This is a genomic window from Blattabacterium cuenoti (assembly GCF_014252095.1).
Lineage (GTDB): Bacteria > Bacteroidota > Bacteroidia > Flavobacteriales > Blattabacteriaceae > Blattabacterium > Blattabacterium cuenoti_F.
The window spans coordinates 265,622-290,933 of the sequence record NZ_CP059210.1 but is presented as its reverse complement, the minus strand read 5'-3'; the positions used below and the strand labels follow the sequence as shown (position 1 = coordinate 290,933).

Here is a 25,312-nt window from a genome sequence, read left to right as displayed (position 1 = left end):
ATAGAAAAAATCTAAAACATGTTATCACGTGAAAATTTGGGAAAAAGATATTCATTCTCATAATAGAAATAGAGAAATAGAAGAATTTACTTCAGGGAAAGATTCAAAATTAGATTTACTTTTAGCCCCACATGACGTTATTGGAACCATAGCTCATGTGATGATGTTAGAAAGTATTGGATTATTAAATCAAAAAGATTTAGAAATTTTAATTAAAGAATTACGTCATATTTATATACACGAAATATTAACAAATAATTTTCAAATGGATGAAGGAATAGAGGATGTCCATTCTCAAATAGAATTTTTGTTAACAAATCGTCTAGGAAAAGTTGGAAAGAAAATTCACAGTGGTAGATCCAGAAATGATCAGATATTGGTAGATTTGAAACTTTTTATTCGTACAGAAATCAAAGAAATTGTATTCATAGTCTATTCTTTTTTTGATTTATTATTACAATTAAGTGAACAATATAAAAATATATTAATGCCTGGTTATACTCATTATCAAATTGCTATGCCTTCTTCTTTTGGACTTTGGTTTGCGGCCTATGCGGAAAGTTTAATAGATGATATGTTATTAATTCACACAGCTTATCGGATTACTAACAAAAACCCTTTAGGTTCCGCTGCTGGTTACGGATCTTCTTTTCCTTTAAATCGAAAAATGACAACGGAATTATTAGGATTTGAAAATTTAAATTATAATGTTGTATATGCTCAAATGGGACGAGGAAAAATGGAAAGAATCGTAACAGAATCCCTTGCTTCTTTAGCCAGAACTTTGAGTAAAATGGCCCAAGATATTTGCTTATATTTAAATCAAAACTTCAATTTCATCAGTTTTCCTGATTTTCTGACCACCGGATCTAGTCTTATGCCTCATAAGAAAAATCCAGATGTTTTTGAAATCATACGAGCTAAATGCAATAGAATATCTTCATTGCCGAATGAAATTTCTTTGATTGCATCCAATTTGTGTTCTGGATACCATAGAGATTTTCAAATAATTAAAGAAAGATTTTTACCTGTCTTTGATGAATTGAAAAAGTGTTTTTCCATATTTAGGTACATGTTGAATCATATTGTGGTTCGAAAAGACATTCTTTGTGAGGAGAAGTATAAATATTTATTCAGTGTCGAGGCCGTCCATCAACTTGTACAAAAAGGATATTCTTTTAGAGAAGCTTATCAAAAGGTGGGGAATGATATTCAAAATGGACGTTTTAAACCCTTTAAAAAAGAAATTTTTTATCCTTCTCATGAAGGAAGTATAGGAAATTTGTGTAATCAAGAAATTAGAGACATGATGCGAAAACTAATAAATAAATTTGATTTTGAGATCATTCGAAAAGTGATCGAACGGTTAGTTTATGGAAAAAATTCATAATGTAAATCTTTCAGAATCCAATTTTTTTTGGATAGATTTTTTAAAAATCCATTCTTTTATTTTTTTGTGATGTCCAGATAACAGGATTTTTGGAACGGACCATCCTTTGTAAATTTCTGGACGAGTATAAATAGGAGGGGGGCCCATTTTTTCCATTTGAAAAGAATCCGTGATCATGGAATCTGGATTATGCATAACTCCAGGTAATAATCTGGAAATGGTTTCTACTACAACAGCCGCAGCTAGTTCTCCACCAGATAACACATAAGGACCAATAGATATTTCTTTGGAAATTAAGTGATCTCTAATTCTCTGATCAATTCCTTTATAACGACCACACAGGATAAGAATATTTTTCTTACAAATTAATACGTTAGCATATTTTTGTGAAAAAAGGATTCCATCAGGAGTCATAAAAATTTTTTCATCATAATTTCTTTCTGATAATAATTTATCAAAACACTGATATACGGGTTCTATTCTAAGAATCATCCCAGCTCCCCCTCCATAAGGATAGTCGTCCACTTTTTGACGCTTTCCTAAACCATATTTTCGTAAATCATGAATATGAATATTCATAATTCCTTTATTTATAGCTCTTTTAATAATAAAACTTGAAAAAATTCCCTTGAAAATTTCCGGAACTACGCTAACAATATCTATACGCATTTTTTTTCAGTAATATACACTTTGACTAAGAATCTATGAATAAAACTATGGAAAAAATTCTACCTTTGTGAATAATTAGTTACAATGAATTACATCGTATCTATAGTTGGACGTCCAAATGTCGGAAAATCTACTCTATTTAACCGTCTTTTAGGACGAAGAAAAGCAATTGTTCATGTAAAAAGTGGAGTGACACGAGATCGTGTTTATGGAGAATCTGAATGGAACGGAGTTCGTTTTTCTTTGGTAGATACAGGTGGTTATAACCCTATCCATAAAAATTTTCTGGATGCAGAAATTATCAAGCAAATTTTAATTGCCATAAAAGAGGCAGATGTCATTTTATTTTTAGTGGATATACAAATAGGGATACTAGATACAGATGTAGAAATCTGTCAAATACTTAGAAAGTATAAAAAATCTATTTTATTAATAGTGAATAAAGTAGATCACGGAAAATCCATGTCTTATAATAGAGATTTTTTTTGTTTAGGATTTAGAGAATATTACTACATATCCGCTATAAATGGAAGTGGGACTGGGGAATTACTGGATAGATTAATAGAAATCTTGAAAGCATTAGGAACAAAAGAAATAGTGGAAAAAGAAGTTCTTCCCCGTTTTTCTGTCATAGGACGTCCAAACGTTGGAAAATCTACATTGATTAACTCTTTTTTAGAAAAAAACCATCATATTGTCACAAACATTTCTGGGACAACGAGAGATAGTCTTGATGTTTTCTGCAAAAAATTTGGATATAAATGTATTTTAGTGGATACACCTGGAGTAAGAAAAAAATCAAAAATAAGTGAAAGTCTTGAATTTTATTCTACTATGAGAACAGTAAGAAGCATTGAATACACAGATATCTGTCTTTTAATGGTCGATGCGGTTCGTGGATGGGAGGCACAGGATAGAAATATTTTTAGATTAGTTGAAAGAAATCAGAAAGGAATAATCATTCTGATTAACAAATGGGATTTATTAAATCCTGGAAAAAATTGTTCTCTGCAGAAAAATTTCGAAATTTTCATTCGAAAAAAAATTTCTCCATTTGATAATGTCCCCATCCTTTTTATCTCTGCAAAAAATCAAGATGGAATCTATAACATTCTCCCCATAGCTGATCAGGTTTTCAAAATACGTAAAAAAAGATTAAAAACGAATTTATTAAATAGAGTTATGTTACCCATTTTTCAAAAAACCCCTCCTCCATCTGTAAAAAAAAAGTTGATTACTATTAAATATTGTACTCAGTTACCGACATCTACACCAAAGTTTATTTTTTTCTCTAATTTTCCTCATTATATAAAAGAATCTTATAAAAGATTTATTGAAAATAAAATTCGTGATCACTTCGATTTTAGAGGAGTCCCCATACAAATTTTTTTTCGGAAAAAAAAATAATGGTTCATCTTTTGTATTAATAAAACGGTGATCACACATTTAAGAGGAAAGTTAATAGAAAAAAATCCATCTTCTTTAATAATAGATTGTAATGGTGTCGGATATTACCTTCATATATCTTCGTATACCTATTCTTTTTTATTAGAAGAAGAAGGAAAAGAAATTTCGATATATACTTATCTTTTTATCAAGGAAAATCAACATGTATTGTATGGTTTTTTTGAAAGAGTAGAAAGAAAAATATTTTCTCATTTGATATCCGTAAATGGGATAGGTCCAAGTTCTGCTATAACTCTATTATCTTCCTTAACCCCACATGAAATCGAAGAATCTATATATAAAGAAGATCTAGAAGTATTCAATCAGGTGAAGGGAATCGGAAGAAAAACTGCTCAGAGAATTATCATAGAACTGAAAGATAAAATTTCTAGTATTCCTTCTATTATCCTTAAAAAAGGAAAAAACGTTAACTTTTTTGATAAAACCCCTACTTTCATAAAAAAAGAAGCTTTAAGTGCTTTGATTGTACTAGGCTTTTCTCCTAAAGAATCTAAAAAAGTTTTAGAGAATATTTTGGATAAAAACCCTGAATTGACTGTAGAAAATCTTATCAAAGAATCTTTAAAAAAATTGTAAAATAGGTATTTTCAATTTCTAAAAAAAACAAACCCCAAAAATAATATACTTTTGTTTTTGTCGTAAAATTAATACTTACCTCTTTATTATGAAACTTTTTTATCCCTCAATTATAGTGATTCTTTTCGTCTTATCTATTTTTGATCTTATTGTAGGTTTAATTAATGACGCAGTTAATTTTCTCAATTCTGCTATTGGATCCAAAGTGGCTTCTCGTAAAATCATTATGATTTTTGCTAGTTTAGGTATTTTATTGGGTGCTTTTTTATCCAGTGGAATGATGGAAGTAGCAAGAAAAGGGGTTTTTGATCCGTCTTATTTTTATTTTTCCGATCTCACCTTTATTTTCTTAGCTGTTATGATATCCGATATTATTTTATTGAATGTTTTTAACACTTTAGGATTACCTACTTCTACTACAGTATCTATGGTTTTTTGCTTATTAGGTGGAGCTTTTAGTATAGCCATGATAAAAATAGCTTCCCCATTAAGTAATGAACCACTTCATCATTTAAGTCAATACATTAAAGCGGAAAAAACATTAACCATTGGTATAGGAATTTTTTTATCTATTCTAATTTCTTTTTTTTCCGGAGCTTTCATTCATTATTTCATACGATTTTTATTAAGTTTTGAATATCAAAGTAGATTAAAATATGTAGGAGTAATCTGGGCGGCTATTTCATTGAGTAGTATGACTTATTTTTTGATTGTAAAAGGTCTACATAGTACTTTTCAAGGTATCATGGAAGAAAATTTGACAGGATTCTCTTTATGGATTAAACATTTTATCAAGTGGATCCATCATCATTTTTTTTTCTTTGTACTGGTGTTATTTTCCACATGGACTCTTGTGGCAAAGATATTTGTTTCTTTAGGATATAATATCTTAAAATTTGTTGTATTGTATGGAACCTTCTCTTTAGCAATGGCATTTGCAGGAAATGATTTGGTCAATTTTATAGGAATTCCTATAGCTAGTATACAATCTTATAATATATGGAAAGAAGCAGGAAGTCCTCATGCCGAAAGATTTAATATGAAAAATTTATCTGGAAATGTCCAGGTCCCATCTATAGTTTTAATTTTTTCAGGTCTAATTATGATATTGACACTTTGGTTTTCTAAAAAAACAAAAACCATCATCAGTACAGAAATTAATTTAAGTAGACAAAATGAAGGGACAGAAAAATTTTTGTCTAATTCTTTAGCAAGAGGAATTGTTCGATTTTTTTTATATTTTGGAAAAAAATTTTTCAAATTATTTCCAAAAAGATTCTTAGTCAAGATAGAAAAAAATTTTAAGCAAAAAATTCAAAATGAAAACGTTGCTTTTGACTTAGTTAGAGCTTCTTCCAATTTAACCATATCTAGTATATTGATATCTATAGCTACCGTTCAGAAACTCCCACTATCAACTACTTTTGTAACTTTTATGGTTTCTATGGGGACTTCTCTTTCAGATAGAGCCTGGGATCGAGAAAGTGCTGTTTACAGAGTTTCAGGAGTCTTAAAAGTTATAAGAGGTTGGTTTTTAACAGGTTTAATCGCATTTACAATGGCAGGAATTACAGCATCTTTTTTGTTTTTTGTAAAAGAATGGGCCCTGATATTTTTTATGTTCTTAATTGGTTTTGTTTTTTCCAAGAGTTATAAAAACTATCAGAAAGGGATATCTAAAAAATTTGAAGATCAAAAAACGATTTTTGAAACCGATGAGCTGACTTTAGAGAAGACTTTAAACAAAATGATGGATATTTTAGAACCTATCCTAGAATCCATCGAAAATATTTATAAAAATAGTATAAAAGGAATAACTAAAGAAAATTTAAAAAAACTTCAAGATAATAGGAAGCACTTTTTAAAAGTAAAAGAAAGTTTTACGAGCATACAGAATTCTTTAATTCTAGTGATTAGAAAAACGAAAAACAGTGAACCGATTTCTGGGGGACTTTATATACGAATATATAACAAAATTAAAGAAATCATTGAATCTTCCGATGTGATTACTAATCGAACTTTATTTCATGTGAGTAATAGTCATAAACCTTTAAAATACAAGCAAAAAAAAAATTTATTGATACTTGAAAATTTGATGATGGAACACTTCCATAGAATCAAAAAAATCACCAAGACTAGAACTTTTCAACAAGTAAATTGTACAATAAAAATTCAAATTCTCAAAGAAATTGAGGAACAAATGGATCAACAGGTGATGGGGATCATCCATAAAAAATATGGAAAAAAGAACACTATATTGATGTTGGACCTCCTTCTCCCATCCAAAAAAATTTCAGAAAATATAGAAGAGATCTGTCTTTTGCATAACGATGGGTTATCCCATATTTCGTCAAAAAAAGACGCTTCTTTTTTTAAAATTATTTAAAATGTCATCAGACTGCATCCCCGTACGTCTGATAAATCCATCCTTCCTAATACTTCGAATTCCTCATCGTTTATTTTTTTTCCTAAATCATTGGTAGAAATAAAAGGACAAGATAAATAATTAGATAAATCAATAATATCAATTCCACCTATTTTATGGTTCTCTATATGGATAAAAGGATCTTCCGGATCTCTGATGTATACTTTCATCCAAGGAGGACATCTAAAAATTCCGTTTTTTTTTGCATATGCTTGAGAAAGCAATTCGGTCATTCCATATTCAGAGTGAATATTTTTTACCCCAAAACCTTTCTTTAAAAGATAATGTAATTCTTTTCGTATGATTTCTTTTCTTTTCCCCTTCATTCCTCCTGTTTCCATGAGAATCACATGATCTTTATTATATCCATCTAGAATAGGATCCCTATTTCTATGAGACTCTAAAAAGTCTAATAAATAAAGACTAATCCCAAAAATTAAAATATTTTTTTCATAATGAAGAGGAGGTTTTTTTTGAAAAGAAATAAAATTACTTCCATTTTTATATGTTTTTTTGATAAAGTATTTCATCATATAAATTAAAGAAGAATCCTCTCTATAGAAAGGAACTAAAGCTAAAAATTGGAATTTTTCTATGGGACCATAAAAATATTCAAATCCTTTACAAATGCTATTTCTATAAATCAGTAAATCAGCTACATAATGTTTACTTTTTATTCCTGTCGTTCCAGTACTGGTAAAAATAATTTCTGGAATCATTTTTGATGGACTACAAACACAATGAGTTTTAAAAAAGGAAATAGGAAAAAATGGAATTTCAGAAATATTGTTAATCCGAAATGGATCAATTTTTAATAATTGAAGATAATTTCTGTAAATCTGGTTATTTCTTACTTGATAATTGAATATTTCTAAAGTTAAAGCTTCAAATTCTTTTTTGGATTCTATAGAAAAAATCTTTTTTTGAAAGTTCATTGGATGATATTTGAAAATAGAAAGTATAATTCTTCTAATTTTTTAAAAAAAAACAAAAATTCTTTCCTAGATATATCAAAAATATATTGAAACTCTTTTTCAAAGGAATTTGAAAAAAAATTATAAGGAATTAAATTTATTTTTTTATTTGCTTCTTTAAGAAAAAAAATCCATATTGATAGATAAAAAAAATATTTTATCAGACCTAAAAGACCGCCAAATCCTTGATCAAAAGGTTTTATCCATGTGATTTTAAAAATTATTTCTATGATGTTTTTAGTTAAAAAAGCTATAAATATTATAAAAAAAAATGAAATTATTAGAGAAAAACCTGTAAAAAAGGGTTCTTCCTTACTGTATTTTTTTAGTAATTTTTCTGAAACAAAGTGAAAAACATTGATTCCTTTGTATAGGAAAAAAAAACATATTATGAATACAAATAATTGGGAGAGTAATCCTTTTCTGTACCCTTTACATGCACCATATAAAACGATAATTAGAATGATGATATCTGTGCCAACCATAACTTTTTTTACTAAAAAATGAAAAAAAAATTTATACAAAAATTTCATATAAATTGGAATAAAGTCATTTTATATATACGAAATCATTTTTGCATAGAAGGAGAAATTGATCTCATTGGGATTATTTACCTGATAGGGATTCAAGAACTTGGAAAGGGAAAAAATCTTTTTTTGAATAGAGAAGATAAAATTAATATTTTACATATTTCCATATGTAGAATATTAGAACCTTTTGGATATTATAGGTTTATTGGAAGAGACAGAGAAGGATGGCCTCATTATCTTTTAAAAAAGAATCTTCCCCTTTTAAACAAAGAAGAACAATCGTTTTTAATTCAAAAAGCGATCATTCGTTATATGAATGAAGAAAATATTCTGGAGGACATTCAGAAATCATAAGATTTTATGTTTTATGTATCAAAAAGTGGATCAAATAAAAAAGGAGATAAACTGTTTTCAGGCTAAAAATTCTGAAGATTCAGAAGCCTTCAGAATTAAATTTTTGGGTAAAAAAAAGGGAATTTTGACGGTTTTATTTAAAAAATTAAAAAAAATTCCTATTCAGGAAAGAAAAATTTTGGGTAAAATCATCAATGATTTAAAAAAGGAGGTTCAAAAAAAAATACAAATAAATCATTTTAAAAATTTTATCAAAGATGAAGATGAAAATTTTGATCCTACAATTCCAGGAAAATCTGTAGAAATAGGATCTATACATCCCATATCTATTATAAAAAATAGGATTATAGACGTCTTTAAAAAAATTGGATTTCTTTATGTAGAAGGACCTGAAATTGAAGATGATTGGCATAACTTTACGGCTTTAAATATCCCTATCGATCACCCATCTAGGGATATGCAGGATACCTTTTTTTTATGCAAAAATCCAGATATTGTATTGCGCACACATACTTCCTCTGTACAAATACGATATATGAAAAAGAACAGTCCACCTTCTCGTATTTTATCTATCGGAAAAGTATATAGAAATGAAACGATTTCCTCTCGTTCCTATTTTATGTTTCACCAAGCAGAAGGTTTTTATATCGATAAAAAAGTGTCCTTTTCAGACCTAAAACAAACTATTCATTATTTGATCACCTCTCTTTTTGGAAAAGTAAAAATTAGATTTCGTCCTTCGTATTTTCCATTTACAGAACCTAGTGCAGAAGTGGATATATATAATAATCATACAGGATGGTTAGAGATTATGGGATGTGGGATGATAGATCCACAAGTATTGAAAAACGTAAATATTGATTCAGAAATTTATTCTGGATTTGCTTTTGGTATAGGGATAGAACGTCTTGCATTACTGATTTATCAAATGGATGACATTAGAATTTATTTTGATAATGATATTCGTTTTTTAAGACAATTTCAGAGTGATTTTTAATAGTTTTATTTAAACTCTCTTTGTCGAAATACTTCATATAAAATAATCCCACAAGCTACAGAAACATTTAAAGAGGATATTCCGTGTATAGCTGGTATTTTTGCCTTTTCGGAGGTTATTTCTAAATATTTAGGAAAAATTCCATTAGATTCATTTCCAAAAATGATAGCCGTAGGACCTGAAAAATCTATTTTATACCAATAGATATTAGATTTTTCTGTAGCGGAAACAATCTTTAAACCGGATTTCATCAAATACTCTATAGTTTTCTTAATATTTTTTTCTTGACATATTGGAACTTTAAATAAAGCTCCTGAAGAAGTTTTGATAGAATCAGAGCCAATCATGGCTGTATATTTTTTTGGAATAATGATAGCATCTACACCAGAACACGCAGCAGTACGAATGATAGATCCAAAATTTCTTACATCCGTAATACGATCTAAAATGAGTAAAAGTGGGTTTTTTCCTTTTTCATAAAATATAGGAAGTAAATCTTCTATGAAATAAGTTTCTATTGGAGGGAGAAGAGCAAAAACTCCTTGATGATTTTTATTGTTAAACTGATGAAATTTATTTTTAGGAACGATCTGAATGGGAATATTTTCTCTCTTGGAGAGAGAAATTAACTTTTTGTAATAAGGACTACATTTTTTTTTCCATCCTATTTGGAAAAATAGCTTACTAATACTCCTTTTGGATTGAATAGCTTCTATTAAGGGATGTATTCCATAAATAATTTCTAATTTACTCATGAGAGTACATAATTTTATTTTTTAAAAACTTTAAAAAAAGAATTTTTAATGAAAAATCGTATAAAGTCTTTACAGAAAAAAAATATAAAAAAGAAAAGAAAAAGATATAAGATAGTAATAATCCCAAATCCCACTACATAATTTCCAAAATAATAGGATAGAAAAAAAGATAAGGCAAGACTTCCAGCAAAAAAGATCATGACGCCAAGTAAAAGAAAAAAAAAATTCAGAAAAATTTCTGTCATGATGGATATGATCATTTTAAGCGCTTCATTTTGAAAACGTTCCAATTTTCTTTTGATGAAATTTTTAATAAAAAAAAACATTTTTTAGATCAAAAAATTAAGTCCCCAATTCCTCTTCGACTTTGTCCATTTTATCTTTTTTATTTTTTTTCCATTTTTCCTCAAGGTTAGATTTAATTTTATGTACTTTTTTTCCTATTTTTTTACTTATTTCTTGTAAATTATCTCTCAGTTCTTCTGTTTTTTTTCCTAGTATATTTCTAATTTTATCCTCTTTTCTTGGAGCTAACAAAATTCCTACTATTAAACCTGCCATTGTTCCCAGAATCACTCCCCAAAAAAAACTTCCTCCTTTTTTCATAATAACAATTTTATATTTATAATAAATTTAATCATACAATATTTACGCACAAAATTGTCTTTGTTTTTTTAGAAAAATATTTTTCTCTATGTTAGATATTAAAAAAAATTTTTCTCTCAAAAATTTTAATACATTTGGAATAAATGTTTATGCACATTATTTTGTCAATGTGAAAAGTATAGAAGATATACAAGAAATTTTTTGTAAGTACCCATCCATTCCAAAACTTTTTTTGGGAAATGGAAGTAATATTCTTTTTTTAAAGAATTATTATCAAGGAATGGTAATTAAAATTGGGATCAAAGGAAAGAAAGTGATGAATGAAAACGAGAATCAAGCAGTTGTTCAAGCTTTTGCTGGAGAAAATTGGAATGAATTTGTAGGTTGGACTATAAAAAAAGGTTTCAGTGGATTAGAGAATTTATCGTTTATTCCTGGTACGGTTGGAGCCGCTCCAATTCAAAATATTGGAGCCTATGGAGCAGAAATAAAGGATACTTTATTGGAAGTTCAAGTATATGAAACGAATAAGGGAAAAATACGAATTTTCACACGAGAAGAATGTCAACTAGAATATCGTCATTCTTTTTTTAAGCAGTCACATTCCAAGAATAAATTTTTGGTTTTATCTGTTACCTTTCTATTAAGAAAAAAAAATCACAAATTGAACATTTATTCCATTGAAATTCAAGAAGAATTAAAAAAAAGAAATATTAAAAAACCAACTATGTATGATTTAAGTAAGGCTATTCTTTACATTAGAAATAGAAAACTTCCAAACCCAAAAAAAATAGGAAATGCTGGTAGTTTTTTTATGAATCCAATAATAGGGATATTAGATTTTAAAAAATTAAAATCTAAATATCCAACTATTACAGGATATTCTATTTCTACTAATCAAGTGAAACTATCTGCTAGTTCATTGATTGAAACTATAGGATGGAAAGGAAAAAAACAGGGGGATGTAGGTGTATATGAAAAACAACCTATAGTTTTGGTAAACTATGGAAGAGCTAGTGGAATGGATATATATTCTTTTTCAGAAAAAATAACTCAAAATATAAAAAATAAGTTGGGCCTTGTTTTATCAAGGGAAGTGAATCTCATACGATAGTTCGTGAAAAAAACACTCAATAATGAAAAAATTTATGGAAAAAAAGTAAAACTTCACTATCTAAAGGAAAGCATTTACCTTTGTTTTATTTTATTTACTTTTCTTTTTATGCATTATTCCTTACGAGGAAATTCAAAATTTTACAAAATTGTAAATAGAAAAGAAAAAAAATTTTTATGTCAATGACTTTAGAAGAAAAATCCACAAAATATATACAAAAAAAAATCAAAGAAAAACCTGAATTTGGAATAATATTATTAGGAAATCAGTTTCATCCATTGGTCCAGGAAATAAAAAATCCTATATGCATTCCTTACGAGGAAATTCCAAATTTTACAAAAGTATATGGAAAATTTATATCTGGAGATATAGAAGGGAAAAAGGTTCTATTTCTAATAGAACCTTTTTCCTCTTATTATGAGGATGAAGAGGAATATACTCCTTTTCCTCTAGTAATGTGTAAAAATATGGGGATAGATAAATTGATATTAATTAATATTTCTGGAGGAGTGAATCCAAACTACAAAACAGGGGATGTAATGTTCGTAAAAGATCATATTAATCTTTTCCCAGAAAGTCCTAATATGAAAAAATTTATGAAGAATAATTTTTTGGGAATAACAGAACCATATGATCAAAAAATGCTTGAAATGGCAGAGAATATAGCCATGAATCATAATATTATCATACAAAAAGGGGTCTACGTGGCTTATCCTTATCCTCATTATAAAACCCATGCAGAATATGCGATGATACGATCCATGGGTGGGGATAGTGTTGGAATGAGTAATATTGTTTCATCCGTAATTACAGCTAGGTGTATGGATTTACGAGTTTTTGCTATATCCATTATGATGGGGTTATCTGAACAAAAGGAATCTTCTGAATCTATCCATTTGATGAAATCATTTTTTCAAGAAACAGAAAAATCCATCCCTCTTTTAATATTGATTGTCAAAGAATTTATCAAACTTTGTTTTTAAGATCTATTAAACCAATTTAGAATCTCTTTTCTAGGAAAGGGGGACGATTGATAAATTATCTACCATATTTTTCGTAATTTTTATAAAAATTTTTCTTATAGATTCGTTTTGTAAAACGACAGGAATCCCTAAATCGGAAGAGACTCGTATATCTGGTAACAGAGGAATCTCTCCAAGAAAAAAAATATTCATTTTTTTGGAAAAATTTTTTACTCCATTTTTTCCAAATAAGTAGTATTTTTCTTTGGAATCTTTTGGAATAAAAAAAGACATATTTTCTATGATTCCAAGTATGGGGACATGAATGGATTTCAGACGAAACATTCCTACAGATCTATGCACATCCGATAAAGAAATTTTCTGAGGAGTGCTAACAATAACAATTCCTTTTAATGGTATTTCCTGCACAAGTGATAAATGTATGTCTCCTGTTCCTGGCGGTAAATCTACAATTAGAAAATCTAATAACCCCCAATCTGTTTCATGAATAAATTGTCTTAAGGCTTTAGTCGCCATAGGTCCCCTCCAAACAATAGCCTGTCCAGATTTTGAAAAAAAACCTAAAGATAGAATTTTGACTCCATAACTAATGATAGGATTCATGATAGAAGTTCCATTCTTCTGGACAATACAGGAAGATGTTTTATTTTCTTCTAAATTGAACATTAATGGAATAGAAGGACCATAAATATCTGCATCTAATAAACCTACATGAAATCCCATTTCTACTAAAGAAATCGCGATGTTAGTTGCTATTGTGGATTTTCCCACACCTCCTTTTCCTGAAGCTATAGCTATAATATTTTTTATTTCAGTTTTTTTTTTTTCAGAAGTATCTAATTTCATTTCTATTTGTATTTTTTTATCTACATTTTGATATTTTATAGCCTGGTGGATATCTCTTTCTAATTTTTTTTTCATATGCATAGTCGGATTGGATAAGCTTATATATATTCGTATTTTCTCCTGAAATACATCTATTTTTTTAATGATTCCAGATTCCATAATATTTCTTTTATTAAGAAATATATTTTCTAATGCTTTCGTTATTTTTTTTTTCATTGTTCCAGTCCTTCTTTTTTCAGAAATATCTAATTTTATTTTTCTAATTTATTCTATTATTAGAGTACAAATAAAATATCTATGTTAAAAATTCCTCATTTTCATACGAAAATTATCGTTTTTACATGGGATCATTTAAAAAATAGATTTTTGGAAAAATTATTAATTGTTTCGGAGAAAGATAAAAAAAACTTTCTTTCTTTATCCGAAAAACGAAAAAAAGAATTTTTAGGAGTACGCTACGCTCTAAGATATATAGGAATAAATAGGAATATTCTTTACAATGAAAAAAGAAAACCTTTTCTTTTTCCTCAAGAAAAGTATATTTCATTCAGTCATTCTTTTGAAAAAATAGCTATAGCCATTAGCTCCTATCATATAGGTATAGATATAGAAAAATTACGAAAAAAAATAATTAGAATAAAGAATAAATTTATTAGAAAGGATGAATCTATTTTTATCCATCCAAACTACGAAATAGATTATCTACATATCATATGGGGGATTAAAGAAAGTTTATACAAATTAGAGGGAGGGATTTTTCCCAGTTTTTTAGATCGCTATAAAGTTTCTCCTTTTTGCATAAAAAAGGATTTTTGCATATCCTGTTGGATTATGAAAGATTCCTATAGTAAGAGGTTTTCTGCTTTTTACAGAAAAATAGACGATCACTACCTGGTTTATATTATAGATATGGATGATGATGAAGGAATGGATTAATATCCTTTTATTACTATCTTATCATCATAGTAGTTGGATTCATATTTTTTTGGAATTTACGGCTGTGACATTTAGTATATTCAGTGTGATATTTGCACAAAAAAACAACATCTGGTTATATCCAATAGGAATAGTGAGTACTATTATATACAGTTATTTGACTTTCGTGACTTCTCTTTATGGAGATTTTATTATTAACATATATTATACAGGAATGAGTGGCTATGGATGGTATGTTTGGCTATATAGAAAGGATCCAAAAAATAAAAATATAACTTTTTCCGATAAAAAAGATTATTTCTATACGATTTTATGGTTTTTATTCACTTGTATTTTCAGTATAACGGTTTATTTTTTTTTCAATGGAAAACTTCAAACCATTTCTGATTGGATGGATGTATTCACCACAGGGATTTTTTTTTCTGGAATGTATCAGATGGCTATGAAAAAAGTAGAAAATTGGATTTTTTGGATGGTGGGCAACCTTATTTCCGTACCTATTTATTTTTTGAAAGGTTTCATATTAACAGGTTTTTTATTTATTTTTCTTTCCTTATTGGCTATAGAAGGTTATATTATTTGGAATCAAAAAGCACTGAAGAAAAATTTTTAATTAGGGGTTTTTTTTATTAATTGATGAGCTACTTCTTGGATATTATCATATTCGGTTTCTATTCTGTTTTTTAGATTTTTGACTCGTATTTTCTTTTTTTCTACTTCATTTTTTCCTATACTAATAGTAAATGGAATGTGATTATCGTTTGCATATCTGAATTGTTTACTTATTTTTACGGCATTAGGATACAATTGAGTGGAAATTCCTTTTTTTCTCAAAAAATTTATCATGTTATATGCATATAAAACCTCTTCATCTCCGAAATTAATAAACAATACTTTTGAAGGATTACTAGAAATAGTTGAAAATAAATTTTCTTTTTCCATGGCTAGATATATTCTATCTAAACCCAAAGATACTCCTACGCCAGAAAGATTTTTCATTCCAAAAAAGCTAGATAATTGATCATATCTTCCTCCTCCTCCAATAGAATTTTTCATACAGGATCCCTTATTATCTGGAAATATTTCAAATATGGGACCTGTATAATAATTCATTCCTCTAGCTAAAGAGACATTCCATTTCAATTTTGTCTTTTTTAAAGAAATATTTTTTATCTTTTGAAAGATAAAACTGAGATCTTTTATTCCTTTTTTTCCTCTTTCAGAGGATTGGAAAGCGACAGTGAAAGATTCTATTTTTTTTGAAAAATTTTCTTTCATATCAAAAAAACATGCTATTCTTTCAAAAGAATTCGAGGAAATTCCTTTACGAAGCATTTCTTTTTTTACTAGATTTCTTCCTTTCTTCTCCCATTTATCTAAAGAGGTCGTAAAATCTTTCCATAAATGATTTTCTATTCCAGAAATTTCTACTAATCCTCCCAAAATATCTCGATGATTAATATTGATAATTATAGGAAAATTTAATTCTGTAAATATTTCATCACAAAGTTGGATGAACTCAACTTCTTGCCATAAAGAAGATAATGATTGGGTTCCAATCATATCCGCGTCACACTGATAAAATTCTCTAAATCTTTCTTTTTGTGGTTTATCTGCACGCCATACTGGTTGTATTTGATATCTTTTAAAAGGAAAAAGAATTTCATTCCTATGCATAACTACATAGCGAACAAAAGGAATCGTTAAATCATATCTAAGAGCTTTATTGGATAGGCTTTTCATAAAATTCTGATTATTACAATCAGAATTTTCTTTTTTTTTTCTCATAAAATCTCCTGAATGAAGCAACTTAAACATTAAGTAGTCACCTTCTTCTCCATATTTTCCCATAAGAGTAGAAATTTTTTCAAAAGAAGGAGTTTCTATGGGAGAGAAACCAAAAAGTTCAAATTTATTTCGAATAATTTGAATTAAATAGTTTCTTTTATTCATCTCCATGGATGAAAAATCTCTGGTCCCTTTGGGAATACTAGGAGATTCCATATCTAACTAAACTGTAGTCACCTTCTTCTCCATATTTTCCCATAAGAGTAGAAATTTTTTCAAAAGAAGGAGTTTCTATGGGAGAGAAACCAAAAAGTTTAAATTTATTTCGAATAATTTGAATTAAATAGTTTCTTTTATTCATCTCCATGGTTTATAATTAATTATTAATGTCCTCATTTTTATGATTTTCTTTTTTCAGCATATGAGAATGTTTCATCTTATCTATTTTATTTTTTTCTTCGGAAGAAAGAGGAAGATCAAAATTATCTTCTAACATATATTTTTTTTCTACTGTAGGATTTTTAGGATGATTAATAGCTTGATTAAAAATATTTTTTCTTTGATTGAAGAATAAATTTCCCTTAGGAGGAGGAGTTCTTCTTAAACTACTTTTATAAGTCTTTTCTTCTTTAGAAGAAAGAGGTTCAATTCGTCTTGAATAAGAATGAATTCCCTCTATTTTCGTTAATTTTTGTTTATAAGGTTCTTCTAACCTATGAAATATTTTTTTTTCTTCATGATTAATAGCCCTTTGAACTTCTGTTGGAAATCCAGTTGCTACTATAGTCACTGAAATACTTTCTTCCAAACTTTCGTCTTCCCCTATCCCCATTATAATATTAGCATTATTTCCTGCCTCTGCTTGTATATAATCACTGATGATACCGATTTCATCTATGGTAATTTCGATTCTTCCTGAAACAATAAGTAAAAGAACATTTTTAGCCCCTGTTATCTTGTTATCATTCAATAATGGAGAATCTAAGGCTTGTCCAACTGCATCTTTAGCTCTATTTTCTCCTACAGAAATAGCGGATCCCATAACCGCTGTTCCGCTTTCTTTAAGAACTGTTCTTGTGTCTCTCAAATCTATATTTTGTTTATAATGGTGAGTAATGACTTCTGCAATTCCCTTAGCTGCAGTAGTAAGAACTTCATCTGCTTTCGCAAATCCAGCTTTAAATCCAAGATTTCCATACAATTCTCTTAATTTATCATTATTAATAACAATGAGAGAATCCACATTTTTCCTTAATGCTTCTATTCCTTTTTGAGCTTGTTGTAATCTCATTTTTCCTTCAAAATGAAATGGAATAGTGACAATTCCTACAGTAAGAATTCCTTTTTCTTTAGAAATACCTGCAATAATTGGAGCGGCTCCGGTTCCCGTTCCTCCTCCCATGCCTGCCGTAATAAAGGTCATTTTTGTATTAGAATCTAAAATACTTTTAATTTCTTCTAGACTTTCTAAGGCCGCTTTTTCTCCTATTTCTGGATCCGCTCCAGCACCTAGTCCTTCTGTAATAGAAGCTCCTAATTGAATTTTTACTGGAACTGGATTATTATTTAAGGCTTGTGCATCTGTATTACACGCTATAAAGTCTACGCCCGTAATCCCTTGTTCAAACATATAACTTAAAGCATTACTTCCACCACCTCCTACACCAATAACTTTGATAGCAGCTGAACGATTTTTAGAAAATCCAAATGGGACGTTCTCTTTTTTTTGCATTATAAAATTTTCTTTTTTCATTGTTTATTATTCTGTATCATTCAGTATTTGACGAAACTTATCTGCCCAAATTTCAAAAAAAGATTTAGATTTAGTTTTTTTCTTCTTTTTTAAAGAATCCTCATTCTCATAATATATTTCCTTATTGAATCTACGATTTTTATTGTATAATTGGGTTGAGAATAATTCGGAAGTATTTTTTTCCTCATATCTAGACCCCATTTCTGTAAAAAAATATTTTTTCTGATCCTCAATTCCCTTTATAACTAAACCTATAGACGTTGCGTATTCTGGATTACTGATCACGCCATTTTCTCCTCCAGAAATATGTTCATTAGAATAACCTATACGTACATCCATTCCAGTGATATATTCTGTTAAAGGACGAATGTGTTTTAGTTGAGATCCGCCTCCTGTCATCACTATTCCTGCTATAAGTCTTTTTTTTTGTTCTTCATTTCCATAATGTTTTATTTCTATATTGACTTGTTCTAAAATTTCACATACCCTAGTATGAATAATTTGAGAAAGACGTTTCAAGGAAATTTCCTTAGGGTCACGACCTCTTAATCCAGGAATGCAAACAATTTCTGTTTCTTTATTTTCTCCAGGCCATGCAGATCCAAATTTTAATTTAAGTAATTCTGCTTGTCGTTCAATAATTAAACAATCCGTTTTAATATTTTCCGTGATTACATTTCCTCCAAAAGGAATGACGGCAGTGTGACGAATAATATTGTCTTTAAATATAGCAATATCCGTAGTCCCTCCTCCTATGTCTACTAAGGCGACCCCGGCTTCCCTTTCTTCCGTATTTAATACAGCCTCTGCAGAGGCTAAAGGTTCTAATGTCATTCCCGATAAATTCAATCCTGCAGCTTTTACACATCTTCCAATATTTCTAATAGAAGAAATTTGTCCTACAACTACATGAAAATTAGCTTCTAAACGACTTCCATACATTCCTATAGGTTCTCCTATTTCTGATTGACTATCCACCTTATATTCCTGTGGAAGAACATGAATGATTTCTTCTCCTGGAAGCATAACTAGTTTATGGACTTGATCTATTAATTTTTGTATATCTTTCTGATTAATCACATTTTCGAAATCTAATCGAGTAATATAATCATTATGTTGTAGACTTCTAATATGTTGTCCAGCAATACCAACAATAACTTCTTTGATTTTTAATCCTGAACTTCGTTCAGCCTCAGATACGGCTTCTCGAATAGATTCAATAGTCTGAGTAATATTGTTGACCACCCCTCTATGTACACCAGTACTTTTAGATTTCCCTATGCCTAAAATCTCAATTTTATTATATTCATTTCTCCTTCCTACCATAGCTACAATCTTCGTGGTCCCCACATCAAGACCAATAGCTATATCTTGATATTCCATAGACTTATCTTTTTTTTGCGACTACTTGGTCCTTATATTGTAAATCAATACTTTGATATTGATTCATATCGATTTTATTTAGATACTGCTTATAAAAAGCTTTTAATTTATTCAATTTACTTTTAAAATCTTTGATATTTCCTAATATAATATGATGATTTCCTATTTTAGAAATCAAAATAAATAAGTTAGGAACCGTTTTTTTTATACTAATAATTTGATTTTTGAAGAATTCATCAGAATTTATGGTTTGGACTAAATCAGCTAAATGTTTTTTTTCTTCCTTTGAAAAGAATCCTTTTGCTAAAAGAACTTTTGAAGAATAAATAGAAGAAAGTTCTAAATTTTCCCCTTCTTTAGTCAGGTAATATTCTTTATTTCCATTTTTTATTCTTAAAATAGGTTCTTTTTGCCAAATTTTAATATTTAGAGTCCCATCTACACTAAGAAATACTTCCGATTTTTTTATAAAAGGGTAATTGTTTAATTTTTTTTCCATTGTGAATATACATAATTGACCGATTGTTTTTTCAATTTTTTCTATTTTTAGAAGTTGATTAATAATTTCTTCATTGACAAAATGATCCTTAGATAAGGGATCCATGATGATATTGAGCTTTTCAAAGTTCCTATTTTTATGTGTTTTTTGAGAAAAATAAAAAAAGAATATCATAAAAATCATATATAATAATAAAATAGAAATAAAGACTATTTTCTTTTTTCTCATTTATCCATATCGTTTATATAACCATTTTTTGATAGGAAGGATCAAGGTATCAATATTTCCCGCTCCTATTGTCAGGAGAATGTCAAAATTTTTTTTTTTAATTTTTTCTAAAACTTTGGATAAAGGGACCAATTCTTTATTTTTAGAATTCATTTTTATTTTATCTAATAAACTATTAGAACTAACTCCCTTAATTGGGAATTCCCTAGCTGGATAAATATTTAATAAAATTAGAAGGTCCAATTTTTCTAAACTTTTTGCAAAATCTTCTTCAAAGAATTTTGTCCTACTAAATAAATGGGGTTGAAATATTCCTAATATTTTTTTATCCGGAAAACATGTTCTTATAGTGCTAATTAAGGCGTTAATTTCTGTAGGATGATGAGCATAATCATCTATATATATTTTTTTTATAGATTTATAATGGATGGAGTACCTTCTTTTAATTCCTTTAAATAAAAATAAGGATTTTCGAATATCTTTCTCTTTTATCTTCAAATAGTCAGATATAGCTAAAGCCGCAGTGACATTTTTTAAATTATGTAAACCTGGAATAGGTAATGGAAGAGATTTCCAGGTTTCTTTCGGAGTATGAAAATCAAAAAACCATTGATTTTCTTTGATCAAAAGATGATTGGAATAATAATTTTCTTCTTTTTCTACCGAAAAATAGATAGCATTTTTAGACAGAAAAGATTCTCCTTTCTTTTTCCTACTAAGGAATAGTTTTTTATATGGACTTTTGATTTTCTTTGAAAAATCTATATAAGCCTGTATCAAGGCTTCTTTTTTTGGATAAGTATCTACATGATCTTGATCTAAACACGTAATACATGCTATATTCGGAGATAAATGTAAAAAAGAGTGGTCAAATTCATCTGCTTCTACCAAGAAGATTTCCGTACCATGATTCAAAATAAGATTAGATTGATAATTTTCAGAGATCCCTCCTAAAAAAGCCGTAACCTTTTTTCCAGTACTATGTAAGATATGTCCTAGGAAAATACCAGTAGTGGTTTTTCCATGTGTTCCTCCTATAGCTATACAAATTTTATTTTCTGTAATTAAAGCTAATACCTGAGAACGTTTTTTTATATTTTTTCCATATTTTTTCAAAAACCTCCATTGTTTATGATTATCTGGAATAGCCGGGGTATAAACAATTAAACATCGTGTAGAATGGATCCATTCAGGCAAAAATTCTGTTTTATCATGATAGTTGATCAATACGCCCTCGTTTTCTAATTTTTTTGTGATCATGGTTCTAGATCTATCATATCCAGAAACTTTTTTTCCCATGTAATGAAAATATAGAGCTAAGGAACTCATTCCAATTCCTCCTATTCCTAGAAAATAAAAAGACTCAATTTGATTTAGATTCATAATAATCTAATTAATAATCTTTAAAATTTCGTTGACAATATCGTTCGTTGCTTTAGGTTTTCCTAATTTTAAAATATTCCTACTCATTTTTTTTTTTCTTCTACAATCATTAAGTAGTTCTATAATAGAATTCACTAATTTTTTCTCTACTTCCTCATTTTTAATGATCAAAGCAGCTTCTTTATCAGCTAATATTTTAGCATTTTTATTTTGATGGTCATCTGAGGACCAAGGAAAAGGAATTAAAATATAAGGTTTTCCTATTAAACATATTTCTGATATAGTTAAGGCCCCAGCTCTAGATACAATGATATCTGCTGCTGCATAACATATCGGAAGATTTTCAATAAACTCCATTAAAAGGAAATTATGATGATGAGAAATCCTATTTTTCTTGATATTATGAATATCTGCTTTTCCTATTTGCCAAATCAGTTGTAGATCTAAATGAATCATTTTTTTTAACCCTTCTATCCAAGCTTTATTAATACTATTAGATCCTTGACTTCCTCCTATAGATAAAATAATAGGTCGATTCACTTTCAATCCTAAATGAATACAAGCCTGATCTCTACTGGGTAATTTTTGTAATATTCCGGATCTAACGGGATTTCCAGTGATGATAGTTTTTTCTTTTGGAAAATATTTTTTAGCTTCTTCATAAGCAATACATATTTTTTTAGCATAACGAGAAAATATTCTATTGGTAAATCCAGGAAAAGAATTTTGTTCTTGAAGTAGAATAGGAATTTTCTTTTTTTCTGCAGCATATAAAGTTGGAAAACTAACGTATCCTCCTGTTCCAATAACTATATCCGGAGAAAATTTTTCTAAAATTTTCTTTACTAAAAAAAAGCTATATATCAGTTCCATAGATAAAAAAAATCCTGCTATAGAAAACAATTTATCTTTTCCTCCTGAAATATAAATTCCTTCAATTGGATATCCAAATTTCGGGATTTCTTGCATTTCCATGTGCTTCCTGGATCCAATAAATAAAATATTCACTTCTGGAATCTGGTTTCTCAATTCATCGGCTATAGCTATACCTGGATAAATATGCCCTCCAGTGCCTCCACTACCAATAATTATTCTAGGTTTTTTCATGATGAATTTCTTTTTTCCATGTAATCAGGAGTATCATATATGATTCTGCTAACACTTAAGATGATCCCAAAACTAAAAAAAGTCACCCACATAGAAGTTCCTCCAGCGCTAATTAATGGTAAAGTTTGTCCTGTCACAGGAAATAAACCAACAGCTATTCCCATATTAATAAGTGCTTGATTAATAATAGGAAAACCAACAGAAAGAACCAACAAAGAACAAAAATAATTTTGTATTTTCGTAGAAATAACCATAATTCTCAACAAAATAAGAATATAAATAAACAGGAGTAAAATCCCTCCAATAGATCCATATTCTTCTATAATAATTGCATAAATAAAGTCTGAAGAAGATTGTGGAAGAAAAGCTTTCAGAACGCTTTTTCCAGGTCCACGACCAAACTTTTTTCCTAAAAAAATAGCTGTTTTAGATTGTTTCATTTGATAACTTTCTTCAGAATCATGATCCAAAAAATTTTCGATACGACTTTTCCATGTATAAACCCTATTCATGGGATTTTTATCTCCCCATTTTATGACAGAATAAATGTATATTCCTGCTGCTAGGATTCCCATAAATAAAATTCCTATTACTCCAGTAAATGGATATCCTCCTATAAAAAGAATAATTAAAACTGAAATAAAAACAAGAACCGCGGTAGAACCATTAGCGGGAAATATAAGTCCAATAATCAAAAATATGGGAAAAATTAAGGGAAAAAATGAGTGAATCAAGTTCATGCGTTCTTTCTTTTTTTGAGCTAAATATCTAGCACAGTAAATAAACAAAACTAATCCAGCAATACTGGAAGTTTGAAAAGATATATTAATAATAGGGATATGTAACCAACGAGAAGCATTAACTCCATCTAGTTCTTTTCCCTGAATAATTGTGAAAATAAGTAAAATAGAGACTATAGGGATTGAAAGTATAGACATACGATAAAAATATTTATAGTCTATAAACTGAGTAAAAAAAAGAATACAAAAACCCACTAACAAAAAAAGGGCATGTTTGAATAAATAACCGAATACGGTATTCGTTTCTCCATATGTACTAACTAAATTAGTACTCGCTGAGTATACAGGTAAAAAAGAAAATAGAGCTAATAAAGTAATGAAAGCCCATAAATATTTATCTCCTTTTAGATATCTCAAAATATCTATTTTTTTCATATTCATAGAAAAGTTTTCTGACTTCTTGTTTAAATCTAAGACCTCTTTCCTTATAATCTTGGAAAAGATCAAAACTAGAACATGCAGGAGATAACAAAATGTTATCTCCATGAATAGATAAAATGTAAGCCAAACGAACTGCCTTTTTAAGGCAGTTCGTTTCCAAAATAATATCAATGACATTTCGAAAAAAACTTATAAAGTTCTTATTCTTTTTTCCTAAAAAAATTATGGCTTTGACTTTTTCTTTAACCAAGGGGAGGATCTCTCTATAATCATTCCCTTTATCCTTTCCTCCTGCAATCCATATTGTAGGAGCTTTCATACTTTTCAATGCATAAAAGACCGCATTCACATTAGTGGCTTTAGAATCATTAATAAATTGGACTCCATTAATATTTAGTACTTTTTCCATCCTATGCTCTATAGGTTTCAATCCTAATATAGGATGGATCATAGATGAATTTCGAACATTTAATGTTACGGAAACGAGTAATGAAGCCAATATATTATAGAGATTATGATCTCCTTTTAAAGGAATTTTGTCTACATGTAAAAGACATCTTTCTTGATTAAATTTATTACGAATAAATATCTTCTTCTCTTTCAGATATGCGCCTACGCATAATTCTTCCTGAATAGAAAAAGGAATACAATTGGACAAAATGGGATATTTTTGAAATCCTGTTCTGATGAGAGGATCATCATGATTATAAATAAAAATATCTTCCTTATTCTGCTGAGTACCAATTCTAAATTTAGAAGATATGTAACTTTCAATATCATTATGATATCTATCTAAATGGTCTCTTGTGATGTTTAATAAAACGGCTATATTTGAACGAAAATTGAAGCAATCATCCAGTTGAAAGCTACTCACTTCTAATACATAAACCTCTTTTTTTTTTAAAACTTCTCGTGAAAAACTACGACCTATATTTCCTGCTATCTCTACATGAAATCCTTCTTCTTGAAGTATTTTATATACTATGTAACTTGTAGTGGTTTTTCCATTACTTCCTGTAATGGAAATAATATAGGGGTTTTTCAAATAATTTTTTCCGAATTCTAATTCAGAAACCATGGGAATATTCAAAAAATTAATTTTCTTGATTAATGGATCTTGTCTAGAAATTCCAGGACTTTTGATCACTTTAATAGCTTTTTGAAAGATGAGACTTTCTGTATGTCCTTTTTCCTCAAAAGGAATTCTATTTTTTGACAAAATTTTCTTGTATTTATTTGGAATAATTCCAGAATCAGATAAAAAAATTTTTAACCCCATTTTCTTAGCTAATAAAGCGGCTCCGACTCCGCTTTCTCCTCCACCCAATACCACTATTAAATTTTTATTCTTTTCCATATTAAGAAATT

General features: G+C 28.6%; 25 protein-coding genes. 10 read left to right on the top strand and 15 right to left on the bottom strand.

The window, feature by feature from the left end; all coding sequences use genetic code 11:
• Positions 1-28: 28 nt before the first annotated feature.
• Positions 29-1,390: an argininosuccinate lyase gene (gene argH / locus H0H45_RS01390; RefSeq protein ID WP_185866822.1), complete on the top strand. Its 1,362-nt coding sequence runs from the start codon at positions 29-31 to the stop codon at positions 1,388-1,390.
• On the opposite strand, the gene trmD is transcribed toward argH, so the two are convergent.
• Entirely contained in the window at positions 1,385-2,059 is a 675-nt protein-coding gene (gene trmD / locus H0H45_RS01385) for a tRNA (guanosine(37)-N1)-methyltransferase TrmD (protein ID WP_185866821.1), read from the bottom strand. The genes argH and trmD overlap by 6 nt on opposite strands.
• Before the next feature lie 84 nt (positions 2,060-2,143).
• On the opposite strand from trmD, the gene der reads away from it, so the two are divergent.
• The 3 genes from der (at position 2,144) to H0H45_RS01370 (ending at position 6,488) form a co-directional block, all read left to right on the top strand.
• On the top strand, positions 2,144-3,466 hold the full coding sequence (gene der, locus H0H45_RS01380; protein WP_185866820.1) for a ribosome biogenesis GTPase Der: 1,323 nt from the start codon (positions 2,144-2,146) through the stop codon (positions 3,464-3,466).
• Positions 3,467-3,493: 27 nt separating this feature from the next.
• Complete coding sequence (ruvA, locus tag H0H45_RS01375; RefSeq protein WP_185866819.1) at positions 3,494-4,102, top strand: Holliday junction branch migration protein RuvA; 609 nt, start codon at positions 3,494-3,496, stop codon at positions 4,100-4,102.
• 88 nt (positions 4,103-4,190) lie between these two features.
• A complete protein-coding gene (locus H0H45_RS01370) occupies positions 4,191-6,488 on the top strand; it encodes an inorganic phosphate transporter (RefSeq protein WP_185866818.1) in 2,298 nt (765 codons plus the stop codon).
• Here the strand turns inward: H0H45_RS01370 and H0H45_RS01365 are convergent.
• Positions 6,485-7,462 (bottom strand): LuxE/PaaK family acyltransferase, encoded by a 978-nt coding sequence (locus tag H0H45_RS01365; protein WP_185866817.1) that lies wholly within the window; start codon positions 7,460-7,462, stop codon positions 6,485-6,487. The two genes, H0H45_RS01370 and H0H45_RS01365, sit on opposite strands and share 4 nt — an antisense overlap.
• A complete protein-coding gene (locus H0H45_RS01360) occupies positions 7,459-7,986 on the bottom strand; it encodes a CvpA family protein (protein WP_185866816.1) in 528 nt (175 codons plus the stop codon). Before H0H45_RS01360 ends, H0H45_RS01365 begins: the two co-directional genes overlap by 4 nt.
• A gap of 18 nt (positions 7,987-8,004) precedes the next feature.
• Here H0H45_RS01360 and H0H45_RS01355 point away from each other — a divergent pair, with 18 nt between their 5' ends.
• Both H0H45_RS01355 and pheS read left to right on the top strand, forming a co-directional pair.
• Positions 8,005-8,385, top strand: coding sequence for a hypothetical protein (locus H0H45_RS01355; RefSeq protein WP_185866815.1), 381 nt, complete (start codon positions 8,005-8,007; stop codon positions 8,383-8,385).
• A 13-nt stretch (positions 8,386-8,398) separates the two neighbouring features.
• Positions 8,399-9,382, top strand: coding sequence for a phenylalanine--tRNA ligase subunit alpha (gene pheS, locus H0H45_RS01350; protein ID WP_185866814.1), 984 nt, complete (start codon positions 8,399-8,401; stop codon positions 9,380-9,382).
• Between the two features lie 5 nt (positions 9,383-9,387).
• On the opposite strand, the gene rlmB is transcribed toward pheS, so the two are convergent.
• Entirely contained in the window at positions 9,388-10,137 is a 750-nt protein-coding gene (gene rlmB / locus H0H45_RS01345) for a 23S rRNA (guanosine(2251)-2'-O)-methyltransferase RlmB (protein WP_185866813.1), read from the bottom strand.
• Positions 10,138-10,479: 342 nt separating this feature from the next.
• On the bottom strand, positions 10,480-10,743 hold the full coding sequence (locus H0H45_RS01340; RefSeq protein ID WP_185866812.1) for a YtxH domain-containing protein: 264 nt from the start codon (positions 10,741-10,743) through the stop codon (positions 10,480-10,482).
• Between the two features lie 88 nt (positions 10,744-10,831).
• Between H0H45_RS01340 and murB the strand changes: the two genes are divergently transcribed.
• Entirely contained in the window at positions 10,832-11,857 is a 1,026-nt protein-coding gene (gene murB / locus H0H45_RS01335; RefSeq protein WP_185866811.1) for a UDP-N-acetylmuramate dehydrogenase, read from the top strand.
• Positions 11,858-12,033: 176 nt separating this feature from the next.
• Positions 12,034-12,840: a purine-nucleoside phosphorylase gene (locus H0H45_RS01330; RefSeq protein ID WP_238785251.1), complete on the top strand. Its 807-nt coding sequence runs from the start codon at positions 12,034-12,036 to the stop codon at positions 12,838-12,840.
• Positions 12,841-12,870: 30 nt separating this feature from the next.
• Here the strand turns inward: H0H45_RS01330 and H0H45_RS01325 are convergent, their stop codons facing one another.
• Positions 12,871-13,902: an Mrp/NBP35 family ATP-binding protein gene (locus H0H45_RS01325; RefSeq protein ID WP_185866810.1), complete on the bottom strand. Its 1,032-nt coding sequence runs from the start codon at positions 13,900-13,902 to the stop codon at positions 12,871-12,873.
• Positions 13,903-13,983: 81 nt separating this feature from the next.
• On the opposite strand from H0H45_RS01325, the gene H0H45_RS01320 reads away from it, so the two are divergent.
• Both H0H45_RS01320 and pnuC read left to right on the top strand, forming a co-directional pair.
• Positions 13,984-14,622 (top strand): 4'-phosphopantetheinyl transferase family protein, encoded by a 639-nt coding sequence (locus H0H45_RS01320; RefSeq protein WP_185866809.1) that lies wholly within the window; start codon positions 13,984-13,986, stop codon positions 14,620-14,622.
• Positions 14,606-15,235, top strand: a complete 630-nt coding sequence (gene pnuC / locus H0H45_RS01315; RefSeq protein WP_185866867.1) for a nicotinamide riboside transporter PnuC — start codon at positions 14,606-14,608, stop codon at positions 15,233-15,235. Before H0H45_RS01320 ends, pnuC begins: the two co-directional genes overlap by 17 nt.
• On the opposite strand, the gene hisS is transcribed toward pnuC, so the two are convergent.
• From hisS to murD, 9 genes are all read right to left on the bottom strand, one after another.
• Positions 15,232-16,626 carry a histidine--tRNA ligase gene (hisS, locus tag H0H45_RS01310; RefSeq protein WP_185866808.1) on the bottom strand — a complete coding sequence of 465 codons (1,395 nt, stop codon included), beginning with the start codon at positions 16,624-16,626 and terminating at the stop codon, positions 15,232-15,234. The two genes, pnuC and hisS, sit on opposite strands and share 4 nt — an antisense overlap.
• Entirely contained in the window at positions 16,613-16,777 is a 165-nt protein-coding gene (locus tag H0H45_RS01305; RefSeq protein ID WP_185866884.1) for a hypothetical protein, read from the bottom strand. Before H0H45_RS01305 ends, hisS begins: the two co-directional genes overlap by 14 nt.
• 9 nt (positions 16,778-16,786) lie before the next feature.
• Entirely contained in the window at positions 16,787-18,163 is a 1,377-nt protein-coding gene (gene ftsZ / locus H0H45_RS01300) for a cell division protein FtsZ (protein WP_185866807.1), read from the bottom strand.
• 6 nt (positions 18,164-18,169) lie between these two features.
• Positions 18,170-19,546: a cell division protein FtsA gene (gene ftsA, locus H0H45_RS01295; protein ID WP_185866806.1), complete on the bottom strand. Its 1,377-nt coding sequence runs from the start codon at positions 19,544-19,546 to the stop codon at positions 18,170-18,172.
• 4 nt (positions 19,547-19,550) lie between these two features.
• Complete coding sequence (locus H0H45_RS01290; protein ID WP_238785248.1) at positions 19,551-20,150, bottom strand: cell division protein FtsQ/DivIB; 600 nt, start codon at positions 20,148-20,150, stop codon at positions 19,551-19,553.
• Positions 20,151-20,273: 123 nt separating this feature from the next.
• The gene (gene murC, locus H0H45_RS01285) at positions 20,274-21,656 is read right to left on the bottom strand and encodes a UDP-N-acetylmuramate--L-alanine ligase (protein WP_185866804.1); all 1,383 of its coding nucleotides are present in this window, start codon (positions 21,654-21,656) and stop codon (positions 20,274-20,276) included.
• A gap of 6 nt (positions 21,657-21,662) precedes the next feature.
• Positions 21,663-22,763, bottom strand: a complete 1,101-nt coding sequence (murG, locus tag H0H45_RS01280; protein ID WP_185866803.1) for an undecaprenyldiphospho-muramoylpentapeptide beta-N-acetylglucosaminyltransferase — start codon at positions 22,761-22,763, stop codon at positions 21,663-21,665.
• On the bottom strand, positions 22,760-23,944 hold the full coding sequence (locus tag H0H45_RS01275; RefSeq protein WP_185866802.1) for an FtsW/RodA/SpoVE family cell cycle protein: 1,185 nt from the start codon (positions 23,942-23,944) through the stop codon (positions 22,760-22,762). Before H0H45_RS01275 ends, murG begins: the two co-directional genes overlap by 4 nt.
• Positions 23,898-25,301: a UDP-N-acetylmuramoyl-L-alanine--D-glutamate ligase gene (murD, locus tag H0H45_RS01270; protein WP_185866801.1), complete on the bottom strand. Its 1,404-nt coding sequence runs from the start codon at positions 25,299-25,301 to the stop codon at positions 23,898-23,900. The genes H0H45_RS01275 and murD overlap by 47 nt, the downstream gene beginning before the upstream one ends.
• Positions 25,302-25,312: the final 11 nt, after the last annotated feature.

Bases quoted from the DNA above. Each gene is read 5' to 3' on its own strand.
- hisS (WP_185866808.1), bottom strand. From the start codon at position 16,626: ATGGAATCTCCTAGTATTCCCAAAGGGACCAGAGATTTTTCATCCATG.
- rlmB (WP_185866813.1), bottom strand. From the start codon at position 10,137: ATGAGTAAATTAGAAATTATTTATGGAATACATCCCTTAATAGAAGCT.
- H0H45_RS01330 (WP_238785251.1), top strand. From the start codon at position 12,034: ATGTCAATGACTTTAGAAGAAAAATCCACAAAATATATACAAAAAAAA.
- pnuC (WP_185866867.1), top strand. From the start codon at position 14,606: ATGAAGGAATGGATTAATATCCTTTTATTACTATCTTATCATCATAGT.
- murC (WP_185866804.1), bottom strand. From the start codon at position 21,656: ATGAATCTAAATCAAATTGAGTCTTTTTATTTTCTAGGAATAGGAGGA.
- H0H45_RS01320 (WP_185866809.1), top strand. From the start codon at position 13,984: ATGTTAAAAATTCCTCATTTTCATACGAAAATTATCGTTTTTACATGG.
- H0H45_RS01355 (WP_185866815.1), top strand. From the start codon at position 8,005: ATGAAAAAAAAATTTATACAAAAATTTCATATAAATTGGAATAAAGTC.
- trmD (WP_185866821.1), bottom strand. From the start codon at position 2,059: ATGCGTATAGATATTGTTAGCGTAGTTCCGGAAATTTTCAAGGGAATT.
- ftsA (WP_185866806.1), bottom strand. From the start codon at position 19,546: ATGGAATATCAAGATATAGCTATTGGTCTTGATGTGGGGACCACGAAG.
- pheS (WP_185866814.1), top strand. From the start codon at position 8,399: ATGTATCAAAAAGTGGATCAAATAAAAAAGGAGATAAACTGTTTTCAG.
- ftsZ (WP_185866807.1), bottom strand. From the start codon at position 18,163: ATGAAAAAAGAAAATTTTATAATGCAAAAAAAAGAGAACGTCCCATTT.
- murG (WP_185866803.1), bottom strand. From the start codon at position 22,763: ATGAAAAAACCTAGAATAATTATTGGTAGTGGAGGCACTGGAGGGCAT.
- H0H45_RS01340 (WP_185866812.1), bottom strand. From the start codon at position 10,743: ATGAAAAAAGGAGGAAGTTTTTTTTGGGGAGTGATTCTGGGAACAATG.
- H0H45_RS01275 (WP_185866802.1), bottom strand. From the start codon at position 23,944: ATGAATATGAAAAAAATAGATATTTTGAGATATCTAAAAGGAGATAAA.
- H0H45_RS01370 (WP_185866818.1), top strand. From the start codon at position 4,191: ATGAAACTTTTTTATCCCTCAATTATAGTGATTCTTTTCGTCTTATCT.
- H0H45_RS01365 (WP_185866817.1), bottom strand. From the start codon at position 7,462: ATGAACTTTCAAAAAAAGATTTTTTCTATAGAATCCAAAAAAGAATTT.
- H0H45_RS01360 (WP_185866816.1), bottom strand. From the start codon at position 7,986: ATGGTTGGCACAGATATCATCATTCTAATTATCGTTTTATATGGTGCA.
- H0H45_RS01290 (WP_238785248.1), bottom strand. From the start codon at position 20,150: ATGGATCCCTTATCTAAGGATCATTTTGTCAATGAAGAAATTATTAAT.
- H0H45_RS01325 (WP_185866810.1), bottom strand. From the start codon at position 13,902: ATGAAAAAAAAAATAACGAAAGCATTAGAAAATATATTTCTTAATAAA.
- H0H45_RS01305 (WP_185866884.1), bottom strand. From the start codon at position 16,777: ATGGAGATGAATAAAAGAAACTATTTAATTCAAATTATTCGAAATAAA.
- der (WP_185866820.1), top strand. From the start codon at position 2,144: ATGAATTACATCGTATCTATAGTTGGACGTCCAAATGTCGGAAAATCT.
- murD (WP_185866801.1), bottom strand. From the start codon at position 25,301: ATGGAAAAGAATAAAAATTTAATAGTGGTATTGGGTGGAGGAGAAAGC.
- murB (WP_185866811.1), top strand. From the start codon at position 10,832: ATGTTAGATATTAAAAAAAATTTTTCTCTCAAAAATTTTAATACATTT.